Origin of the sequence: Riemerella anatipestifer (assembly GCF_009663465.1) — a bacterium.
Lineage (GTDB): Bacteria > Bacteroidota > Bacteroidia > Flavobacteriales > Weeksellaceae > Riemerella > Riemerella anatipestifer_C.
The window spans coordinates 83572-102434 of the sequence record NZ_QXHU01000002.1 but is presented as its reverse complement, the minus strand read 5'-3'; the positions used below and the strand labels follow the sequence as shown (position 1 = coordinate 102434).

Annotated in this window: 19 protein-coding genes and 1 other RNA gene; 6 read left to right on the top strand and 14 right to left on the bottom strand. The window is 34.7% G+C overall.

From position 1 onward, the window contains the following. Positions 1 to 33: 33 nt before the first annotated feature. From D1003_RS02710 to D1003_RS02700, 3 genes are all read right to left on the bottom strand, one after another. Complete coding sequence (locus tag D1003_RS02710) at positions 34 to 1371, bottom strand: (Fe-S)-binding protein (protein WP_153935630.1); 1338 nt, start codon at positions 1369 to 1371, stop codon at positions 34 to 36. 14 nt (positions 1372 to 1385) lie between these two features. Further along, the gene (locus D1003_RS02705) at positions 1386 to 2324 is read right to left on the bottom strand and encodes an MlaD family protein (protein ID WP_153935629.1); all 939 of its coding nucleotides are present in this window, start codon (positions 2322 to 2324) and stop codon (positions 1386 to 1388) included. A gap of 104 nt (positions 2325 to 2428) precedes the next feature. Then, the gene (locus D1003_RS02700; RefSeq protein WP_153935628.1) at positions 2429 to 4555 is read right to left on the bottom strand and encodes a peptidylprolyl isomerase; all 2127 of its coding nucleotides are present in this window, start codon (positions 4553 to 4555) and stop codon (positions 2429 to 2431) included. A 147-nt stretch (positions 4556 to 4702) separates the two neighbouring features. Between D1003_RS02700 and D1003_RS02695 the strand changes: the two genes are divergently transcribed. Continuing rightward, positions 4703 to 5044: a phosphomannose isomerase type II C-terminal cupin domain gene (locus tag D1003_RS02695; RefSeq protein WP_052911348.1), complete on the top strand. Its 342-nt coding sequence runs from the start codon at positions 4703 to 4705 to the stop codon at positions 5042 to 5044. Positions 5045 to 5056: 12 nt separating this feature from the next. Then, on the top strand, positions 5057 to 5995 hold the full coding sequence (locus tag D1003_RS02690) for a glycosyl transferase family 90 (RefSeq protein WP_153935627.1): 939 nt from the start codon (positions 5057 to 5059) through the stop codon (positions 5993 to 5995). On the opposite strand, the gene D1003_RS02685 is transcribed toward D1003_RS02690, so the two are convergent. From D1003_RS02685 to pdxA, 8 genes are all read right to left on the bottom strand, one after another. Beyond that, on the bottom strand, positions 5992 to 6999 hold the full coding sequence (locus tag D1003_RS02685; protein WP_153935626.1) for a glycosyltransferase family 2 protein: 1008 nt from the start codon (positions 6997 to 6999) through the stop codon (positions 5992 to 5994). The genes D1003_RS02690 and D1003_RS02685 overlap by 4 nt on opposite strands. Positions 7000 to 7003: 4 nt before the next feature. Beyond that, positions 7004 to 7798 (bottom strand): glycosyltransferase family 2 protein, encoded by a 795-nt coding sequence (locus D1003_RS02680; protein ID WP_153935625.1) that lies wholly within the window; start codon positions 7796 to 7798, stop codon positions 7004 to 7006. A gap of 65 nt (positions 7799 to 7863) precedes the next feature. Then, complete coding sequence (gene rocD / locus D1003_RS02675) at positions 7864 to 9114, bottom strand: ornithine--oxo-acid transaminase (protein WP_153935624.1); 1251 nt, start codon at positions 9112 to 9114, stop codon at positions 7864 to 7866. 133 nt (positions 9115 to 9247) lie between these two features. Beyond that, complete coding sequence (gene accC / locus D1003_RS02670; protein WP_153935623.1) at positions 9248 to 10603, bottom strand: acetyl-CoA carboxylase biotin carboxylase subunit; 1356 nt, start codon at positions 10601 to 10603, stop codon at positions 9248 to 9250. 85 nt (positions 10604 to 10688) lie between these two features. Beyond that, entirely contained in the window at positions 10689 to 11177 is a 489-nt protein-coding gene (accB, locus tag D1003_RS02665; RefSeq protein WP_153935622.1) for an acetyl-CoA carboxylase biotin carboxyl carrier protein, read from the bottom strand. A 94-nt stretch (positions 11178 to 11271) separates the two neighbouring features. Next, complete coding sequence (gene rpmF / locus D1003_RS02660; protein ID WP_004917152.1) at positions 11272 to 11475, bottom strand: 50S ribosomal protein L32; 204 nt, start codon at positions 11473 to 11475, stop codon at positions 11272 to 11274. A gap of 42 nt (positions 11476 to 11517) precedes the next feature. Then, entirely contained in the window at positions 11518 to 12057 is a 540-nt protein-coding gene (locus D1003_RS02655) for a DUF177 domain-containing protein (RefSeq protein WP_153935879.1), read from the bottom strand. 78 nt (positions 12058 to 12135) lie between these two features. Then, the gene (pdxA, locus tag D1003_RS02650) at positions 12136 to 13221 is read right to left on the bottom strand and encodes a 4-hydroxythreonine-4-phosphate dehydrogenase PdxA (RefSeq protein ID WP_153935621.1); all 1086 of its coding nucleotides are present in this window, start codon (positions 13219 to 13221) and stop codon (positions 12136 to 12138) included. Positions 13222 to 13270: 49 nt separating this feature from the next. Between pdxA and D1003_RS02645 the strand changes: the two genes are divergently transcribed. The 3 genes from D1003_RS02645 to D1003_RS02635 are packed head-to-tail and all read left to right on the top strand — an operon-like array spanning position 13271 to position 16020. Continuing rightward, positions 13271 to 13852: a riboflavin synthase gene (locus tag D1003_RS02645; protein ID WP_153935620.1), complete on the top strand. Its 582-nt coding sequence runs from the start codon at positions 13271 to 13273 to the stop codon at positions 13850 to 13852. Then, the gene (locus D1003_RS02640) at positions 13853 to 15307 is read left to right on the top strand and encodes a HAMP domain-containing sensor histidine kinase (RefSeq protein WP_153935619.1); all 1455 of its coding nucleotides are present in this window, start codon (positions 13853 to 13855) and stop codon (positions 15305 to 15307) included. A 5-nt stretch (positions 15308 to 15312) separates the two neighbouring features. Beyond that, positions 15313 to 16020: a tRNA1(Val) (adenine(37)-N6)-methyltransferase gene (locus D1003_RS02635; RefSeq protein WP_052911338.1), complete on the top strand. Its 708-nt coding sequence runs from the start codon at positions 15313 to 15315 to the stop codon at positions 16018 to 16020. Positions 16021 to 16039: 19 nt separating this feature from the next. On the opposite strand, the gene D1003_RS02630 is transcribed toward D1003_RS02635, so the two are convergent. Beyond that, complete coding sequence (locus D1003_RS02630) at positions 16040 to 16750, bottom strand: cell division ATP-binding protein FtsE (protein WP_153935618.1); 711 nt, start codon at positions 16748 to 16750, stop codon at positions 16040 to 16042. Between the two features lie 168 nt (positions 16751 to 16918). Further along, positions 16919 to 17074: a 50S ribosomal protein L34 gene (gene rpmH, locus D1003_RS02625; protein ID WP_004917131.1), complete on the bottom strand. Its 156-nt coding sequence runs from the start codon at positions 17072 to 17074 to the stop codon at positions 16919 to 16921. A 171-nt stretch (positions 17075 to 17245) separates the two neighbouring features. Here rpmH and D1003_RS02620 point away from each other — a divergent pair, with 171 nt between their 5' ends. Continuing rightward, complete coding sequence (locus D1003_RS02620; RefSeq protein ID WP_153935617.1) at positions 17246 to 18250, top strand: bifunctional oligoribonuclease/PAP phosphatase NrnA; 1005 nt, start codon at positions 17246 to 17248, stop codon at positions 18248 to 18250. Between the two features lie 63 nt (positions 18251 to 18313). On the opposite strand, the gene ssrA is transcribed toward D1003_RS02620, so the two are convergent. After that, positions 18314 to 18713: a transfer-messenger RNA gene (ssrA, locus tag D1003_RS02615) on the bottom strand. Positions 18714 to 18863 lie beyond the last annotated feature (150 nt).

Here is an 18863-nt window from a genome sequence, read left to right as displayed (position 1 = left end):
GTTACAAGTTACAGATAATTAAAAAATAAACGCTTAATTTTCATCAGCCCAATCAAGTCTATCTGCCTGATTGTATTGCCAAGGTGCAGCATTGTTCTCTACATTGGTCATCATCAAATTAAGCTCTTGTGGTGCCGCCGACTGCTCCATTACCAAAAATCTTCTCATCTCAAAAATAATAGATAATGGGTCTATAAGTACAGGACAAGCCTCTACACAAGCATTGCAAGAGGTACACGCCCAAAGTTCTTCACGAGTAATGTAGTCATCTAGTAGCTTTTTACCATCATCTACAAATTTGCCATTCTTGTTGATGTTTTGCCCTACTTCTTCCAAACGATCTCTTGTAGACATCATTATTTTTCTAGGAGATAATTTTTTTCCTGTCAAATTAGCTGGACAAACCGCAGTACACCTTCCACACTCGGTGCAAGTATAAGCATTTAGCAACTGTACTTGGTTTAAATCAAAAACATCTTCTGCCCCAAACTTCGCTGGTGGTTCAGCCCCATCTGGCGAAGCCGCATAAGGGTCTGCATTAGGATCCATCATTAGCTTAATTTCCTTTGTAACAGAATCCAAATTATTAAATGCTCCCTTAGGATTAAGATTAGCAAACCAAGTATTAGGAAATGCAAAAATAATGTGTAAATGTTTGGAATAGTAAAGGTAGTTCATAAAGAATAAAATACCTAATATATGTAGCCACCAAGCACTTCTTTCAACGAAGATAAGAAAGGGGCTATCAAAACGAAATACCTCCATAATAGGCACTAAAAATGTTCCACTAACGGGGAAAGCTCCTAAATGATGATAACCTTCTACTCCACGAGTCTGTAAAATAGAGTCTGCTGCATTCATTTTAAGAAATGCCATCATAAGCACAAACTCAATTACTAAAATCCAGTTGGCGTCATTCTTAGGCCAACCGAACATTTCTTTCATATTGAAACGCTTTACAGACAACACATTCCTTCTTACAAAAAATACAGCTACTGCAACTAAGACCAGCAGAGCCATAATTTCTAATGTAGCAGTAAACAGAGCATATAGCGTTTCTCCCATTACACTCGCTAGAAATCTGTGTGTCCCCAAAAGTCCATCAACTATTATTTCTAACATTTCCATATTGATGACCAAGAAGCCAACATATACCAAAACGTGCAGAGCCCCAGCCACTGGTCTTGCTCCCATTTTACTTTGACCTAAGGCTACATTTGCCATAGTACGCCATCTTTTAGGCCTATTATCAGTTCTATCAATGGCTTTACCAAGTTTGATATTACGATAAATCTCTTTTAAACTCTTAATAAATAGACCAAAGCCTACCACCAAACAAATAAGGAACAATATATTATCTATGTACTGCATTGTAACTGTTTTTTCTATTTCCCAAACACAGAGATGTTGATGTAACGTTTCGGGTTATTTTTGATATCCTCTATCAACCCATTAAGGTTTTTTGAAGTCTGATTAAGATTATTATAGAGCTGTTCATCTTTAGCTATCTTACCTAAAGACCCCTCTCCGTTTTGTATTCCAGAAATTAACGTATTTAACTTATCAGAAGTAAGGCTTAACTTACTTATGGCATCATTCAACTTATTAACATCTAATTTCTCCGCTACATTGCCGTATTTGTCTAATGTTGTCTTTGCACTCACTGTTGCCAAATTTGCATTATCTAACATTTTTTGTATCTTAGGGTCTGTGCTAGAAAGCATTTGGTTGGTCTGAAGAGAGGTTTGCCTAAATGATTCTACTGTACGGTTAAGACTTTGTAACAACTGCTTGATTTCTCTCCTATTTTGCTCGTCCATAATTTTATTGGTACTCGCAAGAGTAGAGTCTAAGTTGGTTAGGACATGAGACAACTGGTCTTTAACAGGTTTAACCTCAGAAGATAGACTATTAAATACCGACTGCTGAAGCACTCCCATCAGAGTATCTCCATTCTTAGCTTGCTCACCATCATATACCAAATTAACCCTAACCTCCTTACCAGACATCAGTCCTGGTTCAAATATCTCTACCGTAGATTTTTTAGAGAAATCAAACTTATTATCTACCGTAATTTTAACTACAAAGTAAATATGTCCGTCAGCTGCTTTAACAGGCTTTATCTCTTTTACTTGTCCAACCTTCAGCCCATTTATGGATACCGCATTAGATGCAGAAAGCCCCTGTACATTGTCGTATTTCACATAATATACATCGTCTGTAGAAAACACATTCCCCCCTTTCATAAACTGATACAGGAGTACAAAACCTACAATAGCCAATATTGCAATAAGCCCTGCTTTTAATTCTTTAGAAAATTTCATTTTATTATATTAGGTTCAACCGAGCAAAGATAAGATTTTTAATTTTTAACATCAAAAAAGCGACTTTAAAGTCGCTTTTTAATCATATTTATATTAAATCTAAACTACTGTTCTTGAGTTTTATTAAAAACCTCAATTCTATAGTCTTTTATATCTGCATTATCCTGAAGACTCTTTAACAAACTCTGTGTAAATATTTGAATATTCTGTTGCTCCAACATTTGTACAAACTGCTTAGCATCTCCTGGTTGTTTATTCTCTGATACCTTTTTCTTAACCACGACATAAACCCCTGTATTACCCTCGATTGGTTTAGAAATTTTGTTAGGAGCTACCCCAAAAGCTGCACCTGCAACCTTAGGTTCCATTGCCATTCCTAAACTAGGAGTTAGCATATTTATTTGCCCGCTTTCCTTAACTGCTCCAAACAACTTAGCTATCTGATCCAATGATGATGCTTTAGAAGCATCTAGTTTTTCAACAATCTTCTTAGCTAAAAGCTGATTTTTAACTATTGGTTCTATTTGCTCTCTTACTGACTCTGGATCTGCCAATCCCGCTTCTTGTTTTCCATTAAGATAAGCTACTACATAATCTCCGTTACTTGTAGTAAAGATATTTGTATCTCCCTTATTCGTGTCTTTATTGAAAGCCCAAGCCAAAACTTCTTCGTCTTTATCTGTACCTAAACCTTGTATCTGTCCTTGAAAACGACTTACCATTTTAGGATTAGCGAACTGATAGTTGCTTTTCTTAGCTAAATTAGCAAACTCATTAAATGACTTACCTTGAATCTGCTGTATAAAAGTATTTGCTTGAGCATACACTTTATTTTGTGTTTCCTTAGATGCTCTAACATCTTTAGCTAAGTTGGCTATTTTATAAACAGGCATCTTATTTTCGTTCACCATAACATGGTATCCAAATTGAGTTTCAACAACTCCTACCGCACCTTTAGGGTTAGATTCTACCCAATCTGCAAAAGGCTTTACAAAACCACTTCTACCAGGAAGCACCCATTGCAACATTCCTCCTTGCTGTGCTGAACCAGTATCTGCTGACAACGAAACAAACTGAACAAACTTAGCAGGGTCTGCCTTAATTTGAGCCGCTATACTATCTGCTAATTTTTTAGCTTCTTCTTTCGTTCTTTTTATCGATGGGTCTTGTTTAGCAACATCTGTACCTGCAAAAGCAATCAAAATATGTTTAGGTAAAGTAGCCTCACTCTTACCTACCAATTTAGTTACATAATACTTATCTCCTGATTTATATGGTCCATAAACCTGCCCCACCGTAGCTGTCTTCACAAAAGACTGTGCTTCTTGTGGCACTTCTTGCTCTGAAACAAAACCATATTTAACAGGAGCTTCTGAATTGATTTCTACAAACATAGAATCGCTCGGCGAATTTAAGAAGTTTTCTCCTTCACCATTATAGAGTTTTCTTAACTCCTTAAGTGCTAAACTATCATCTGCAATGCTAGGCTTAGCTGGAAACAAAACCACACCTAAGTTCCTGCTCGTCTCTACCTTAAAAGCAACCGGGTGTTTCTTTATAAAATCAGCCAAATCCTCAGATGTTACCTTAACAGGATTCTTCTGTGCAAAAGTATTATAGTCTATCTTCACAAAGTCTATATCGGCCACCTGATCTCTATTTTTCATAATAAGCTCTGCTTCCTTTTTACCCACCGTAATACCATTAGTTACATTAGCAAAAAGCTGACGAGCCATCATTCTGTACTCTATTGTTTTTCTGACATTCAGCCACTGATTGTACTCCTGTACTCTACCACTTTCTCTAAGACCTTCTATCTCCTTTTTAATTTCAGTTAATTTAAAATTTCCTTTAGCATCAAAATTTTGAGGATTCTGTGAAAACATTGGGTCATACTGTAGCTGATTCCAAAAGAAATCTTCGGTAAGCTCCAATCCCATCTTTTCAAACTGTTGCTTGATAAGTTTAGACTGCACCAAGGTCTGCCACGCCTGCTCTTCTAATCCCACCAAAGGCTGCCCTTGGCTTTCTGCTTGATTACGCATAAGCAACAACTGCTCGTTGTATTCGTCCCTAGTAATCTCCTCCCCATTTACTTTACCAAGAATGTTAGGATCTTTACCAAAAACCTTATCTAAACTATCTGGATTTACCAAAAACGCTAGTAGTGCAATAGCAATAAAACCTATCAATATCCAAGGTCTTTTTCTAATTTCTCCTAAAACTGCCATTTCTAATATTTAATTTTTAAAATCAATTTGCGAAAATACACATTTTTAGAATAATATAAAACATTATTTTCTTTTATTTTTCTCCCAAAACTTTAGGAAATAAACAAATTTATTTACTTTTGTGTCCTCAATAATAAAGAGAACTGTATGGAAATAGGAGAAAGACCTTGGGGGAAGTACTTTGTATTGGCTGATATGCCACATTACAAACTAAAACGTGTGGAAGTATTATCTGGGCAGCGCCTCTCTTACCAATACCACAACAAGAGACAAGAAGCGTGGACCATTATACAAGGCACTGCTAAAGTAACTTTGGATGATGTAGAAACCATCTATAAGTATGGAGAAACTGTACTTATACCCTTGGGTGCGAAGCATAGGATAGAAAATATAGGTGAGGATTTACTTGTTTTCATTGAAGTCCAAACGGGAACTTACTTCGGCGAAGACGATATTGTGAGGCTACAAGATGATTACGCAAGAGAATAGCTCAAAGTTTTCATGAAAATAATCAAAAAAAATAAACTTCTTTACTACCTTGAGAGCTACGCCCGATTTCTCCACCCGTCACTTGATTTTGACAAAAAAATTGCAAAACTGACTGCTCCCCTTTCTGATATAACGTTGGAAAGAGTGAGGCGTCGTGTAGATTACTACAATAAAATAAATACAACCACACAGATAAATAAAAACTTACAAATCAAAGATTTAAAAAAGCCTAAAAATCCTAAAGCTTATTATTTTGATACTTATGAGTACGCTCGTTTCTTTGACAGTCATCACTTTTTTGATTGTGTTTTTGGCGATGTGGCACATATTCCCAACACTCCGAGTATTGTAAAAAGTAGACCTATAACACCTAATAATACAAATAGTATTCTGCTGAATCTAGATAAAGTACGTCATTTTGTTTGGGTAAAACATGATATTCCGTTTTCAGAAAAAGAAACACTCTTAATAGGAAGAGGTGCGGTGGTACAAAACCATCGGATAGATTTTTACCAAAAATATTTTAAACATCCGTTATGTAATTTGGGGCAAACCAACCAACAGGGTGGAAATCCTGAATGGATAAAACCCAAAATCACCCTAAAAGAACATTTAAAATACAAATTCATTTTGAGTTTACAGGGCAATGATGTAGCTACCAATCTTAAATGGATTATGTCTTCCAATTCTATCGCTGTAATGCCTAAACCTACTATAGAATCTTGGTTTATGGAAGGAACTCTAGTTGGTGGAAAGCACTACATTGAAGTAAAACCCGACTATTCGGATTTGGAAGAACAACTTAATTTTTATAGTGAAAATACTGATATTTGCCTGGAAATCATCCACAATGCCCATCAACATTGTCAGCAATTTTGGAATCCAGACATAGAAGACTTATGTAGCCTATGGGTACTAAAAAAATATTTTGAGAATGTTTTTACAAATTAAAACATTTTTTCCTTTTCCTTTTTCTTTTTCTTTGTAAGTCTTAAAAACTTTGAATACAATCGAGGGAAAATAATCATTGTTTTAAGTTTTAACAAAATAGAGATTTTCACCCCTCTTATATTTCCTTTTAAGAATTCATCCATTTTGTTAATTACATATTGTATTTCTTGTTTATTTTCATTACCCCTTGAAAGTCTTATCATTTTTTTTAAACAGAAAAACATATTCTTTGCCACTAAATTTCGATATCTTTCGTGATTTAAAATAGCATCTGGATGAGACAAAACAAAATCATAGCGTTCAAAAAGACCTAATAAAAAATGATAATTATGCTTTACACTATCTGTTTTAGATAAACTTGAGTGTAGCTGTAAATAGTGATAAAGAGGCTCATTCCTTTTTACAAATTTTTCTGACCTTGCAATTAATTTATAGGTAAAAGCGTAATCTTCATAAATCCTACCTACTGGAAACTCTAAATTATCAAACAATTTTGTTTTATAAAGTTTAGCCCATGCATAGCTCTGTAAGTCTTCATCAAAAAAAATAGAATTTAAAGCTTCGTTACGATAATAAACCTTTATTTTTCCATCTTTATCCCTCCCTTTACATTTAGTTTTATCCTGATATTCGTAAAAAAATGTTGTAGCACTGATATCCGCATCATATTCTTTTATATCTTGATATAATACCTCTATCAATCTTTCATCAAGCCAATCATCACTATCCACAAAAGTTAATAGCTCTGTTCTTGTTTCAAAAATACCTTTATTTCTTGCACTTGAAAGCCCTTTATTTTTTTGATGAAAGACTCTAATTCGTTTATCTTTCTGGGCGTATTCTTCTAAGATTCTAGCTGAATTATCCGTAGAGCCATCATTTACAATGATAATATCAAGATTCTCATAAGTTTGTTTTATTACTGAATCCAAACATTTCCTTACATATTTTTCAACATTGTATACAGGAATAATTACCGTTACTTTTTCGTTATAGTTATCCATATATTTATGACTTTACAATCCCATTTTTTATACGATAAGATTCGTTAGATAATGTTCTTTCCATTAGTTTATGATTAGCCTCCAAATTTTCTTTAGAGTGTTCTTTGTGATACAAATGAAATTGTATTAAAGCTAATTTTATTTTTTTTCTATAACAACCTTTTTTTATTAAACGAAATACAACATCTGTATCCTCTCTTCCCCACCCCACAAAACCTTCATCATAACCATTTATATCTAGTAAATCTTGTTTCCAAAAGCTCATATTACACCCTCTTATACGATAACCCATTTTCTCAATAGGAGAGTTTTGTGGCTTAAAAAAGGTATTAAACAAAGGAAATCGTAAAGCATTAAAACGATTTCTTACACCTTTTGTAAAAAATCCGAAATTAATTTTTCTGTCTTCAAACACTCTCAGAGTTGTTTTTTCCATAAGTAATACACGAGAGCCTGTAATAAAGCAATTTTTCTCCGCAAATCTTTTATGGTCTTTTACAAAATCCTTATGTAAAACTATATCACCATCTATCTGAATTATATACTCATATTGAGCTTTCGCTATAGCTTTATTTCTTATTTCAGCCAAGCGAAAACCTTTGTCTTCTTGCCACACATGAGTGATTGGTACTTTTGATTTTATTTTCCAAGTGCTGATAAGCTCCCGTGTTGATTCTTTAGAGCCATCGTCTGCGATTAAAATTTCATCAGGCAGAACCGACTGCTTCTGAACGCTCTCCAGTACTAAGTCTAGCGCCTCTACCCAATTATAAGTTGCGATTATTAGAGTTATTTTCAAAATTAAATTTTACTAATTAAAGTATCTACTATTCAAATATAGCATTGAGAGCTATGTTAATATATCTATTTCTCAAAGTCCAAAACCGTTTTTTCTATGATAGCTATACATTCCATTAACTGTTCCTCTGTAATTACCAAAGGTGGAGCTAAACGGATAATATTACCATGTGTAGGCTTCGCTAGTAGTCCATTTTTAGCTAAATCTAAGCAAAGATTCCACGCCGTTGGGCTGTCTTGGCTGTCATTGATAAGAATAGCATTCAACAAACCTTTTCCTCTTACTTTATAGATTAAATCTGTTTTTGCTATAATTTTCTCTATTTCTGCACGGAATATTTTACCTAACCTTTCTGCTCTTTCAGATAATTTCTCCTCCTGAACCACATCTAAAGCAGCTATTGCCACAGCACACGCCAAAGGGTTACCTCCGAAGGTAGAACCATGTTGCCCTGGGTGTATTACCTTCATAATACTATCATTCGCTAAAACAGCAGATACTGGATACATTCCTCCAGACAACGCCTTACCCAAAATTAAAATATCTGGTTGCACCTCTTCGTGATGACACGCTATTAGTTTACCCGTTCTAGCAATACCAGTCTGTACTTCATCTGCAATAAACAAAACATTATGCTTTTTACAAAGTTCTTGTGCTTTCTTCAAGAAACCTTCTGTAGGTACATATACTCCAGCTTCACCCTGTATAGGCTCTACCAAAAATCCAGCTACATTTTCAGCTTCTTCTTCTAATACCTTTTGTAAAGCATCTAAATCATCATAAGGTATTCTTATAAAACCCGGCGTAAATGGACCATAATTACTGTGAGCATCAGGGTCGTTAGAAAAAGAAACTATCGTCGTCGTTCTTCCGTGGAAATTATTCTCGCAAACAATAATTTTAGCATTATTACCTTGAACCCCTTTTACTTCATAAGCCCATTTTCTAGCTAGTTTTATAGCTGTTTCTACAGCCTCTGCCCCAGAGTTCATAGGAAGCACTTTATCAAAACCTAAAAGTTTAGTTATCTTCTCTTCATAAACTCCTAATTTAGAATTATAGAATGCACGAGAAGTTAATGACAACACCTTAGCTTGTTCTACTAAAGCATTTACAATTTTAGGGTGAGAATGTCCTTGATTAACCGCCGAATAAGCAGAGAGAAAATCATAATACTGCTTCCCTTCTACATCCCATACCAAGACACCTTCCCCCCTATCTAAAACCACTGGTAGTGGATGATAGTTGTGAGCTCCATGATGCTCTTCTAAATCTATAAAATATTGAGAGCTTTTTACATTCTTTTTATTTAACATATTTTTTATTTATTTACAAATAGAATAAGACTAGTGGCAAATTTAGTGATTTTTAAATTAAGTTTAAACATTTAATCCTTTACTTATTTTTATAAAGAACCCCTAAAAAGTTTAATTTCTAGGGGCTAAACAATTACATATTTTCGTAATCTTTATTCATTTTAAAATTTTCCATAAACTTAGTAGTATAATTACCCTCTACAAAATCTGGATCATCCATCAACTGTCTATGGAACGGCACTGTGGTTTTAACTCCTTCTATATAGAACTCCTCCAAAGCTCTCTTCATCTTAGCAATAGCCTCCTCTCTAGTTTGAGCTGTAGTGATAAGTTTAGCTATCATAGAATCATAGTTAGATGGTATCGTATAACCAGAATAAACATGAGTATCCACCCTCACTCCATGCCCTCCTGGAATATTTAAACTTGTAATCTTCCCTGGGGATGGCCTAAAATCTTGATAAGGATCTTCCGCATTAATTCTACATTCAATAGAGTGTAATTTAGGATAATGATTTACACCAGATATAGGTGTTCCTGCTGCTAGAAGAATTTGTTCTCTAATAAGATCATAATCTATAACCTGCTCTGTAATTGGGTGCTCTACTTGAATACGAGTGTTCATTTCCATAAAGTAGAAATTCCTGTGCTTATCTACTAAGAACTCTATCGTACCCACACCTTCATAGCCTATATATTCTGCAGCCTTTACCGCAGCCTCTCCCATTTTTTCACGAAGTTCTTCAGTCATAAAAGGAGAAGGAGTTTCCTCTGTTAGCTTTTGATTTCTCCTCTGTATAGAACAATCCCTTTCAGAAAGATGGCAAGCCTTACCATATTGGTCGCCAGCTATCTGTATTTCAATATGTCTAGGCTCCTCTATAAGTTTTTCCATATACATACCGCCATTACCGAAAGCAGCGACAGCCTCTTGCACCGCAGAATCCCAGTGATCTCTAAGATCCTCCGCTTTCCAAACAGCACGCATACCCTTTCCTCCACCTCCTGCTGTTGCTTTTATCATCACTGGATAACCAATTCCTTCTGCTATTTTTGCTGCTTCATCATAAGAGTCTATCAATCCATCTGAACCTGGTACACAAGGTATACCTGCCGCTTTCATAGTTGCTTTCGCTGTCGCCTTGTCCCCCATTTTTTCTATTTGTTCTGGGCTAGCTCCTATGAATTTGATGTTATTCTTCTGACAAATTCTAGAAAAATTAGCATTCTCTGACAAAAATCCATATCCTGGGTGAATAGCATCAGCATTGGTAATTTCAGCAGCTGCAAGTATATTGGGAATACTCAAATAAGAGTCTTTACTCGTTGGAGGTCCTATACAAACTGCTTCGTCTGCAAATCTTACATGCAAACTATCTTTATCTGCCGTAGAATAAACCGCAACAGTCTTGATTCCCATCTCTCTACAAGTACGGAGAATCCTCATTGCAATCTCTCCACGATTGGCTATTAATATTTTTTTAAACATTTTATAAGAAACTTTAAATTAAAAATAAATCACTCCATATCAACAGAGCAAACTGTAACACTTTTTTGACTTAAAATTTCTCTACTTAAGACGGATCAACAAGGAATAATGGCTGATCATACTCCACAGGGGTAGCATCATCTACCAATATTTTAACTATCTTACCACTTACTTCACTTTCTATTTGGTTAAATAGTTTCATCGCTTCTATCACACAAACTACTTTACCTTCAGATACAGAGTCTCCTACATTTACAAAAGCCTCTTTGTCTGGAGATGGCTTTCTATAGAAAGTTCCTATCATTGGAGATTTGATGGTAATATACTTACTATCATCATCCGTTTTAAGCTCTTGAGCTACAGGAGCAGATGATGATACTGCTACAGGAGCTACTGGCGATGCCACAGGCGAAACTGCAGGAGATTGTGGTAAAGATTGCTGAACGTAAGTTATATTGTCATTAGAGCCAGGATTTTTAATATTTATTTCGTAATCCTTCGTTTTGTATTTAACCTCAGCTACTTCCGATTTAGAAACAAACTTAATGAGGTTTTGTAAATCTTTTAAATCCATAAAATAATTTTTAACACCCAAATATAACAACAAAAACCACTCAATCCAAAAAAAAGAGCGGTTTTATGCATAAAATAATTTCTACTACAGTAGTTTAGTTCTCTTCTGTAGTTTCTACATTTTTCTCCATTACTACCTTTCCTCTGTAGTAAAGTTTTCCTTCGTGCCAGTGAGCTCTATGATAAAGATGCAACTCTCCCGTAGTAGCATCTTTAGCTAACTGAGGAACTACTGCTTTGTAGTGAGTTCTTCTTTTATCTCTTCTGGTTGACGACTGTCTTCTCTTAGGATGTGCCATTATTACTGTTTTTTATTTTTCTATATTACGTTAAACTCTTCTCTATTTATTTTTCAACTTGCTTAATGCCTGCCATCTAGGGTCTATATCTTCCTTAGATTTATCTTCTTCCAACTCATCTAAGACTTTAGGACTATACTTCTCTAATAAAGCCTCATACTCTTCATTACCTTCTACCTTTGGTGAAATTTTCTTCATTGGAATAGATAAAATCACTGCTTCGTAAATCAATTGAGCCACATTAAAATGACAATCATTTGATGGAATGGTAATCACCTCCTCGTTACTATCATCATAACTTTCTCCAAACTTCACCAAAACATTGAGTTCATGTTCTATTTCATAAGGAAAATCGTCTCCACTTACATCACAAATCAAACACACCTCTCCCGACACCTTTACACAAAACTCCAAGAAAGTAGTGTGTTTTTCTAGCAAAACACTCGATAGAACCTTAGGTTCACTAAAGTCTATATCTGCATTAAACAAGTTAAAGAACTCTTTATCTATCTCAAACTCAAACTGGTGTTTCCCATTTTTCAAGCCCGAGAAAACAATATCATATTTTCTAAATTTATCCATAAAAATGGTCTGCAAAAATAAGCGTTTTTTTTTATATAACAAAATCTACACTACAAATTAAATAAACACCTTCTATTTTTAAGACTCTTCATCTGGCAAATCTTCATCTATACCATTATTTCCACTCCTTTTAACCCTCAATCTACCTTCCATCAAGCTGTGATACTCACTCCTATTTTGAAAAATCTTTATTCCAGTAAACACAGCTTCCTCAAAAGACCTATGGTCTGCCATATTTTTTCCTGCTATATCGTAAGCCGTACCATGGTCTGGAGAAGTTCGTATAAAAGGTAACCCCGCTGTATAATTGACTCCTTCCTCGTACGCCAAAGTTTTAAACGGCGCCAAACCTTGATCATGGTACATTGCTAAAACCGCATCAAACGCTTTGTATTTTTGCGGTTGAAAGAAACTATCTGCTGGATAAGGTCCAAACGCTAAAATACCATTATTAAAAGACTCTTCTATCGCCGGAATAATGATTTCCTGCTCCTCTCTACCTATTGCACCACCATCACCAGCATGTGGATTAAGTCCTAAAACTGCTATTTTAGGTTTAGCAATACAAAAATCTTCTACTAAAGCTGTATTTAGTATATTCAAATGAGTTTTTATCCTTTCTTTACTGATATTTTGAGCCACCTCCGAAATTGGGATATGATGCGTTACCACGGCCACTTTTAAATCTTCGGTTACCAAAAACATCAATCCTTTTTTTTCAAATTTCGCTTCTAGAAACCCTGTATGTCCTGCATATTTAAACCCATGCTTTAGCATTTCATCTTTGTTGATAGGTGCAGTTACTAAAACATCTATTTCTCCCTGTCTCAAAGCCTCTGTAGCTGCCTCCAAAGAATCTATCGCCATTTTTGTGGACTCCTCCGTAGGCACTCCTAAATTTACATTAATATTATCTTTCCAAAGATTAACAATATTAATCTTGCCAACAGAAGCTTCTGTTGCTTTATTGACATAATTAAAGTTAGCCTGAATCTTAAATATATTTTTTTGATAAGAAAAAAGCTTCCCTGAACCAAATATCACAGGAGTGAAAAATTCTGTAATAGACTTATTCTTTAATGTTTTTAGAATAATTTCAGGGCCTATACCATTAAAATCTCCTATGGAAATTCCTACTCTAGGTCTGTGATGTTTTACACTCATTTTACTTATCTTTGTTTTCCAAAGTTACAAATTTAGTAAATTATTTAATATGTTCACAGGAATTATAGAGGCCACAGGAATTGTCAAAAAAATTAGTAAAGAAGGTAATAATATTCACTTTACTCTGTCTTGCCCTTTTACACAAGAACTCAAAATAGACCAAAGCCTCGCCCACAATGGTTGCTGCTTAACCGTAGTGGACATCAATGAAAATCTCTATACCGTAACCGCCATCAATGAAACTTTAGAAAAAACCAACCTTTCCCAGTGGCAAGAAGGCAGCCTCATCAATCTTGAACGGTGTACTATAATGAACGGAAGGCTAGACGGACATATCGTCCAAGGTCATGTAGATAGCATAGGAACCGTAGAGGCCATAGAAGATGCTAACGGAAGCCACCTTATCACAATAGCCTATACTTCGGATTTTGTAACTGTTCCACAAGGCTCTATCACCATCAATGGTATTAGCCTAACAGTGGCCAAAAGTATGGATAAAAAATTCTCCGTTGCTATCATTCCGTACACTTGGGAACATACCAATCTAAAACAGATTAAAACGGGAGACCTCGTTAATCTTGAGTTTGATATCATTGGTAAATATGTTGCTAAACTAATGAATTTAAAATAAATGCTACAAAAAAACTACCGTGGTTTCAGTATAAGAAATAGGATTTTCTTTGGTTTTCTACTCATCTGTATTCTAAGTATAGTAGGTTCTACCTTTATATCTTATATGATGTTGAGACAAAGTGCTATCACTCAAAACAAAATAAAAGTACAACAAACCGCAGAAGTCCTTACTGCTTCTCTAGATTATGCTATAAGTAGAGAAACTGTAACCCCAAAGAATATTAAAAAAGTTCTAAATAACAAAATTAAGGAAATTGCTGACATCAATAAACACGATATTATCATCTATGATTTAGAAGGACAATTCCTTTTATCAAATAAAAATAGTTCTTTAATAAAAGAGAAAAAAATCCCAAATGAACTTCTAAAAAAAATCATCTCATCCGATGCTAGAATGGATATACAAACCCACGATAGCACCACTAACAATAAAGTTACTTCATCTTATTTAGTTTTAAAAAACAATATTTTTGAACCTATTGGTATTGTTTACTACCCATCTTACCATAGCGATATTTCTTATTCTGATTTAATAGATAAATACATTTACAATATTTTTATCATCAATTTGCTACTCATTCTAACAAGTATTATCCTAAGCTGGTTTATCTCTAGAAGAGTTACCAGAAACCTTACTAAAATATCCGAATTTTTATCTAAAATCAATCTATTTAATAAAGAATTAAAGCCAATTAGATACAACAGGAATGATGAGCTAAGCATCTTAGTAAAATCTTACAATAGTATGATTTATCAGATAGATGCTCAAAAAGAGCGACTTACACACATTGAAAAAGAAACCGCTTGGAGAGAAATGGCTAAACAAGTAGCCCACGAAGTTAAAAACCCCTTGACCCCTATGAAACTACTTATGCAAAGTTTTGAACGGAGGTTTGACGCCAATGCTCCAGATGTGGAACAAAAGGTAAAAAAACTCAGCGATTCTATGATTACTCAAATAGACATTATTTCTAAAGTAGCCACCGCTTTCTCTGAATTTGCTAAATTACCCGAAAAAGAAGACCATCCTCTTAATTTAAACGAAGAGATTAAAAACATCATTACTATTTTTAATAATAAAAATATCTTCTTTCACTCTAATCAGGCTAATATTATTTTCCCATTAGACAAAAGTTATTTCACAAGAATCCTCAATAACCTTATCACCAACGCCATACAAGCTGAATCTGAAAACAGAAAGCTCATCATCAACATAGATTTAGAGGAACGTTACAACCTTATAAGAATCACCATAGAAGACAACGGAGAAGGTATGAGTGAAGATAAAATGACAAAAATATTCGAACCTAATTTTACTTCTAAATCTAGTGGAATGGGACTAGGGCTTACTATGGTTAAGAAAATGATTGAAGAGTATAAAGGAAGTATCAATGTAGAGTCTGTTCTAGATAAAGGGACTAAGTTCATCATTACCATTCCCAAAAACATTTAAACCTAATGTCAAAAGATTTAAAACCTTTTTGTTTTAAGAATTTCTCTATAAAACAAAATTCCAGCGTTTTTAGAGTTGGTACAGATGCCGTTCTATTAGGAGCGTTAACAACAGTAGAAAATATTGAAACTGCACTTGAGGTGGGCTGTGGCACTGGCATCATCAGTCTAATGGTCGCTCAAAGAAATCCCAGTTGCTCTATTATAGCGATTGACATTGATGAGAATGCTTCCAATCTAGCACAAGAAAACTTTGATAACTCTATCTACCATAAGCGACTTAAAGCCATCAATATCAATTTTAAAGAATATCAACCCAAGCAAAAGTTTGACCTTATTTTCTCTAACCCTCCTTATTTTGAAACCAACCCTTCTGATAAAGACAAAATAGCAAGACAAAGGCTCACTCTAGATTTTGAATGTTTAATTGAGAGAAGCACTCAACTTCTATCAAAAAATGGGATATTTAGCGTCATCATCCCCGCTGAATACGAAAAATCTTTTACCCAAATCTGTAAAATACATTCACTTTTCCCACAAAAAAAAATTAACATAAAAGGGATTGAACATAACCCCAAAAAACGAGTAATATTAGAATTTTCTTTTTCTAAAAAAGAAATAAAAGACGAGGATTTTATTATAGAAAAAAGTCCGAGACAATACTCGGACCAATATTTAGAAGCCACAAAAGACTTTCATATTTTCAATTCCTAAAAGATTATATGATTATATATTACTCAAACAGTTCCTCTGTAGCCATTACTGAAACCTTACCTGCACTACATTTAATAGCCTCTCCAGGGAAATTTTGTATCATATGATAATCATGTGTTGCCATAAGTACCGCCGCCCCATTCTCTTGAGCTACTTGCTTCAGTAAAGTCATAATATCGTTAGAGGTTTCTGGATCCAAATTCCCCGTAGGTTCATCAGCCAAAATAAGCTGCGGATGATTAAGCAAAGCTCTCGCTATCGCTACCCTCTGTTGCTCTCCACCAGATAATTCGTGTGGCATTTTATGCTTTTTGGTTTTCATACCCACACTCGCCAATACCTCATCTATTCTCACCTCCATCTTTGCCTTATCGCTCCAACCTGTTGCTTGAAGTACAAAACGAAGGTTTTTCTCTACGCTCCTATCCGTAAGAAGCTGGAAATCCTGAAATACAATCCCCAATTTTCTCCTAAGATTAGGAATATCCGATGTTTTAAGACTTGCCAAATCAAACCCTGCCACAGTACCCTTACCTTCTTTTAGCGGAAGATGCCCATAAAGAACCTTAAGTAAGGAACTTTTACCTGAACCCGTTTTACCTATAAGATAACAAAAACCACCTTTTTTAATTTCAAGGTCAACACCGTCTAAAACTGTAAAGTTTTTTTGGACTATTTTAGCATTCTTAAGACTTATGATACTACCTCCTTCTTCGTTTCTATGTGGCATTTTGGATATTTTTAATTTGAATCTCAAAAATAAATAAAACTTTTGAGGTTCAAACCAATTTTAGGAAATTTTAACAATAAAAAGTGCTTGAAAAAAGTTTTCAAGCACTTTTTATACAGTAAAGTAAAATAGCACAGACATCTGTATCAACAGATATCATACATACTACTATCTTTTAGCACGAGATACACTCACTGTTAATCTTTTTCTCCCTTTAGCTCTTCTAGCCGCTAATACGCGTCTACCGTTAGGCGTTGACATTCTCTCACGGAATCCGTGCTTATTTCTCTTTTTTCTTTCTGATGGTTGAAATGTTCTTTTCATTACAGTCTTTATTATAGGTCAGTAATATTCTTTCTTTTTTGAGACTGCAAAGATAAATATTTTTTTAAAATATACAAACCTCAACACAAAAATATTTTTTTATTCTTGTATTTACATCTCATTTTAATTTGGCTTATCTATCTTTGCAATCTCATCAAAAAAGAACAAAAAATGTTTAATTCACAAGAAATTAAAGATATACAAAACTTGATAACGCCTGATAATAAAATTGTTATCATCACTCATTATAACCCAGACGGAGATGCTATAGGCTCTAGTTTGGGACTAAAACATTTTCTAAGAACTTTAAGTGTGGAGGCAGAAGTTATCGTCCCCAACGATTTTCCAAAATTTCTCAAATGGATGCCCGAAGCCAAAAAAATTACCATCGCAGAGTATAAAAAGAAAAAGGCTTTAGAACTGATAAAAGATGCTGATGTTATTTTTTGTCTAGATTTCAATACACTTTCTCGTATTGGTATTGTAGGAGAATGGGTGAGTAAATCTCCTGCTACTAAAATTTTAATAGATCACCATCAACAGCCAGATGCTTTTGACTTCGTCTATTCTGACACAAGTATTCCTGCGACTTCTCAAATGGTATTTCATTTTATAGAGGCTTTAGAGAACACTCAAAAACTCAACCAATCTATTGCAGAATGCCTCTACACAGGAATTATGACTGACACAGGCGGATTTAGGTTTAGATCTACAAGTGCTACTACTCATAGAATTATTGCTCAATTGATAGAACACGGAGCAGACCCCGCCAATATTACATCAAACACTTGGGATACTAATACTATTTCAAGACTCAACCTATTATCTCTTGTATTAGGCAGAATAGAATTGATAAAAAATGGAGAAATCGCCATTCTTTGGCTCAAACGCTCTGAGCTACAAACGTATGGTTTCCAAAAGGGAGATACCGAAGGTTTTGTAAACTATGGACTTAGTTTACTTGGTGTAAAAGTTTCCGCTTTCTTTATGGAAGACCTTTATGAGGATTTTATAAAAATTTCATTTAGAAGTAAAGATACTGCTGATGTTAACCAGTTTGCTAGACAATATTTTAACGGAGGTGGACACATCAATGCAGCGGGAGGTAAATACCACAAAAGTATAGAAGAAACTATACATGATTTTAAAGAAATTGCCTTACAGTGGGATATTTAAGAGTTTTACCATAATTATAACCAAAAATATAAAACCACCAAATTTTTAGATTTTGGTGGTTTTTTGTGGAGCTGGAGGGATTCGAACCCTCGTCCAAACAAGCAATACGCAAGCTTTCTACATGCTTAGTCTGTTTTTAGTTTTCGTCATAAAGCAGACAACAGACCGCCAACTTTATGCTTATCTTTTAAGATTTTCGTCCTTTAGCCAAAGCTTCTAAAGGCTTATTTCTGCATTTCCTATGCCTCATACTCGGACGCCGCAGAACAGAGCTTCCGTGAGACATCTTGTTTCCTTACTATACTTCGGGAAAAGGCTTATCCTACTAATGCTTCGGATTAAGCAGCAAGAGCAAACTCTTCGTTGCCAGTTAAACTTTGTAGCAAGGGATTAAAGAGATCGCGCTACGGTTCTCTGCATGCTTACTTACCTACTGACCTTGCTGTCGAAACCAGTCAGCCCCCGTAAACTTTAGTCCGCAAAGATAGTAATTTTTCTGTTTAAGGAATAATCTTTAACCTAAGTTTATATGATAACCGTTAAATAGTCTTAAAGTCTATTAACCTGCTGTTAAACCAACAACTCTATATTACTTTTTGAAGTACATTTGAAA

Coding starts and splice junctions, on each gene's coding strand:
- D1003_RS02655 (WP_153935879.1), bottom strand. CDS start 12,057: ATGGATAAATTTAGAAAATATGATATTGTTTTCTCGGGCTTGAAAAAT.
- accC (WP_153935623.1), bottom strand. CDS start 10,603: ATGTTTAAAAAAATATTAATAGCCAATCGTGGAGAGATTGCAATGAGG.
- D1003_RS02695 (WP_052911348.1), top strand. CDS start 4,703: ATGGAAATAGGAGAAAGACCTTGGGGGAAGTACTTTGTATTGGCTGAT.
- D1003_RS02690 (WP_153935627.1), top strand. CDS start 5,057: ATGAAAATAATCAAAAAAAATAAACTTCTTTACTACCTTGAGAGCTAC.
- rpmH (WP_004917131.1), bottom strand. CDS start 17,074: ATGAAAAGAACATTTCAACCATCAGAAAGAAAAAAGAGAAATAAGCAC.
- D1003_RS02700 (WP_153935628.1), bottom strand. CDS start 4,555: ATGGCAGTTTTAGGAGAAATTAGAAAAAGACCTTGGATATTGATAGGT.
- D1003_RS02620 (WP_153935617.1), top strand. CDS start 17,246: ATGTTTAATTCACAAGAAATTAAAGATATACAAAACTTGATAACGCCT.
- D1003_RS02705 (WP_153935629.1), bottom strand. CDS start 2,324: ATGAAATTTTCTAAAGAATTAAAAGCAGGGCTTATTGCAATATTGGCT.
- D1003_RS02645 (WP_153935620.1), top strand. CDS start 13,271: ATGTTCACAGGAATTATAGAGGCCACAGGAATTGTCAAAAAAATTAGT.
- D1003_RS02635 (WP_052911338.1), top strand. CDS start 15,313: ATGTCAAAAGATTTAAAACCTTTTTGTTTTAAGAATTTCTCTATAAAA.
- rocD (WP_153935624.1), bottom strand. CDS start 9,114: ATGTTAAATAAAAAGAATGTAAAAAGCTCTCAATATTTTATAGATTTA.
- rpmF (WP_004917152.1), bottom strand. CDS start 11,475: ATGGCACATCCTAAGAGAAGACAGTCGTCAACCAGAAGAGATAAAAGA.
- D1003_RS02685 (WP_153935626.1), bottom strand. CDS start 6,999: ATGGATAACTATAACGAAAAAGTAACGGTAATTATTCCTGTATACAAT.
- pdxA (WP_153935621.1), bottom strand. CDS start 13,221: ATGAGTGTAAAACATCACAGACCTAGAGTAGGAATTTCCATAGGAGAT.
- D1003_RS02640 (WP_153935619.1), top strand. CDS start 13,853: ATGCTACAAAAAAACTACCGTGGTTTCAGTATAAGAAATAGGATTTTC.
- D1003_RS02630 (WP_153935618.1), bottom strand. CDS start 16,750: ATGCCACATAGAAACGAAGAAGGAGGTAGTATCATAAGTCTTAAGAAT.
- D1003_RS02710 (WP_153935630.1), bottom strand. CDS start 1,371: ATGCAGTACATAGATAATATATTGTTCCTTATTTGTTTGGTGGTAGGC.
- accB (WP_153935622.1), bottom strand. CDS start 11,177: ATGGATTTAAAAGATTTACAAAACCTCATTAAGTTTGTTTCTAAATCG.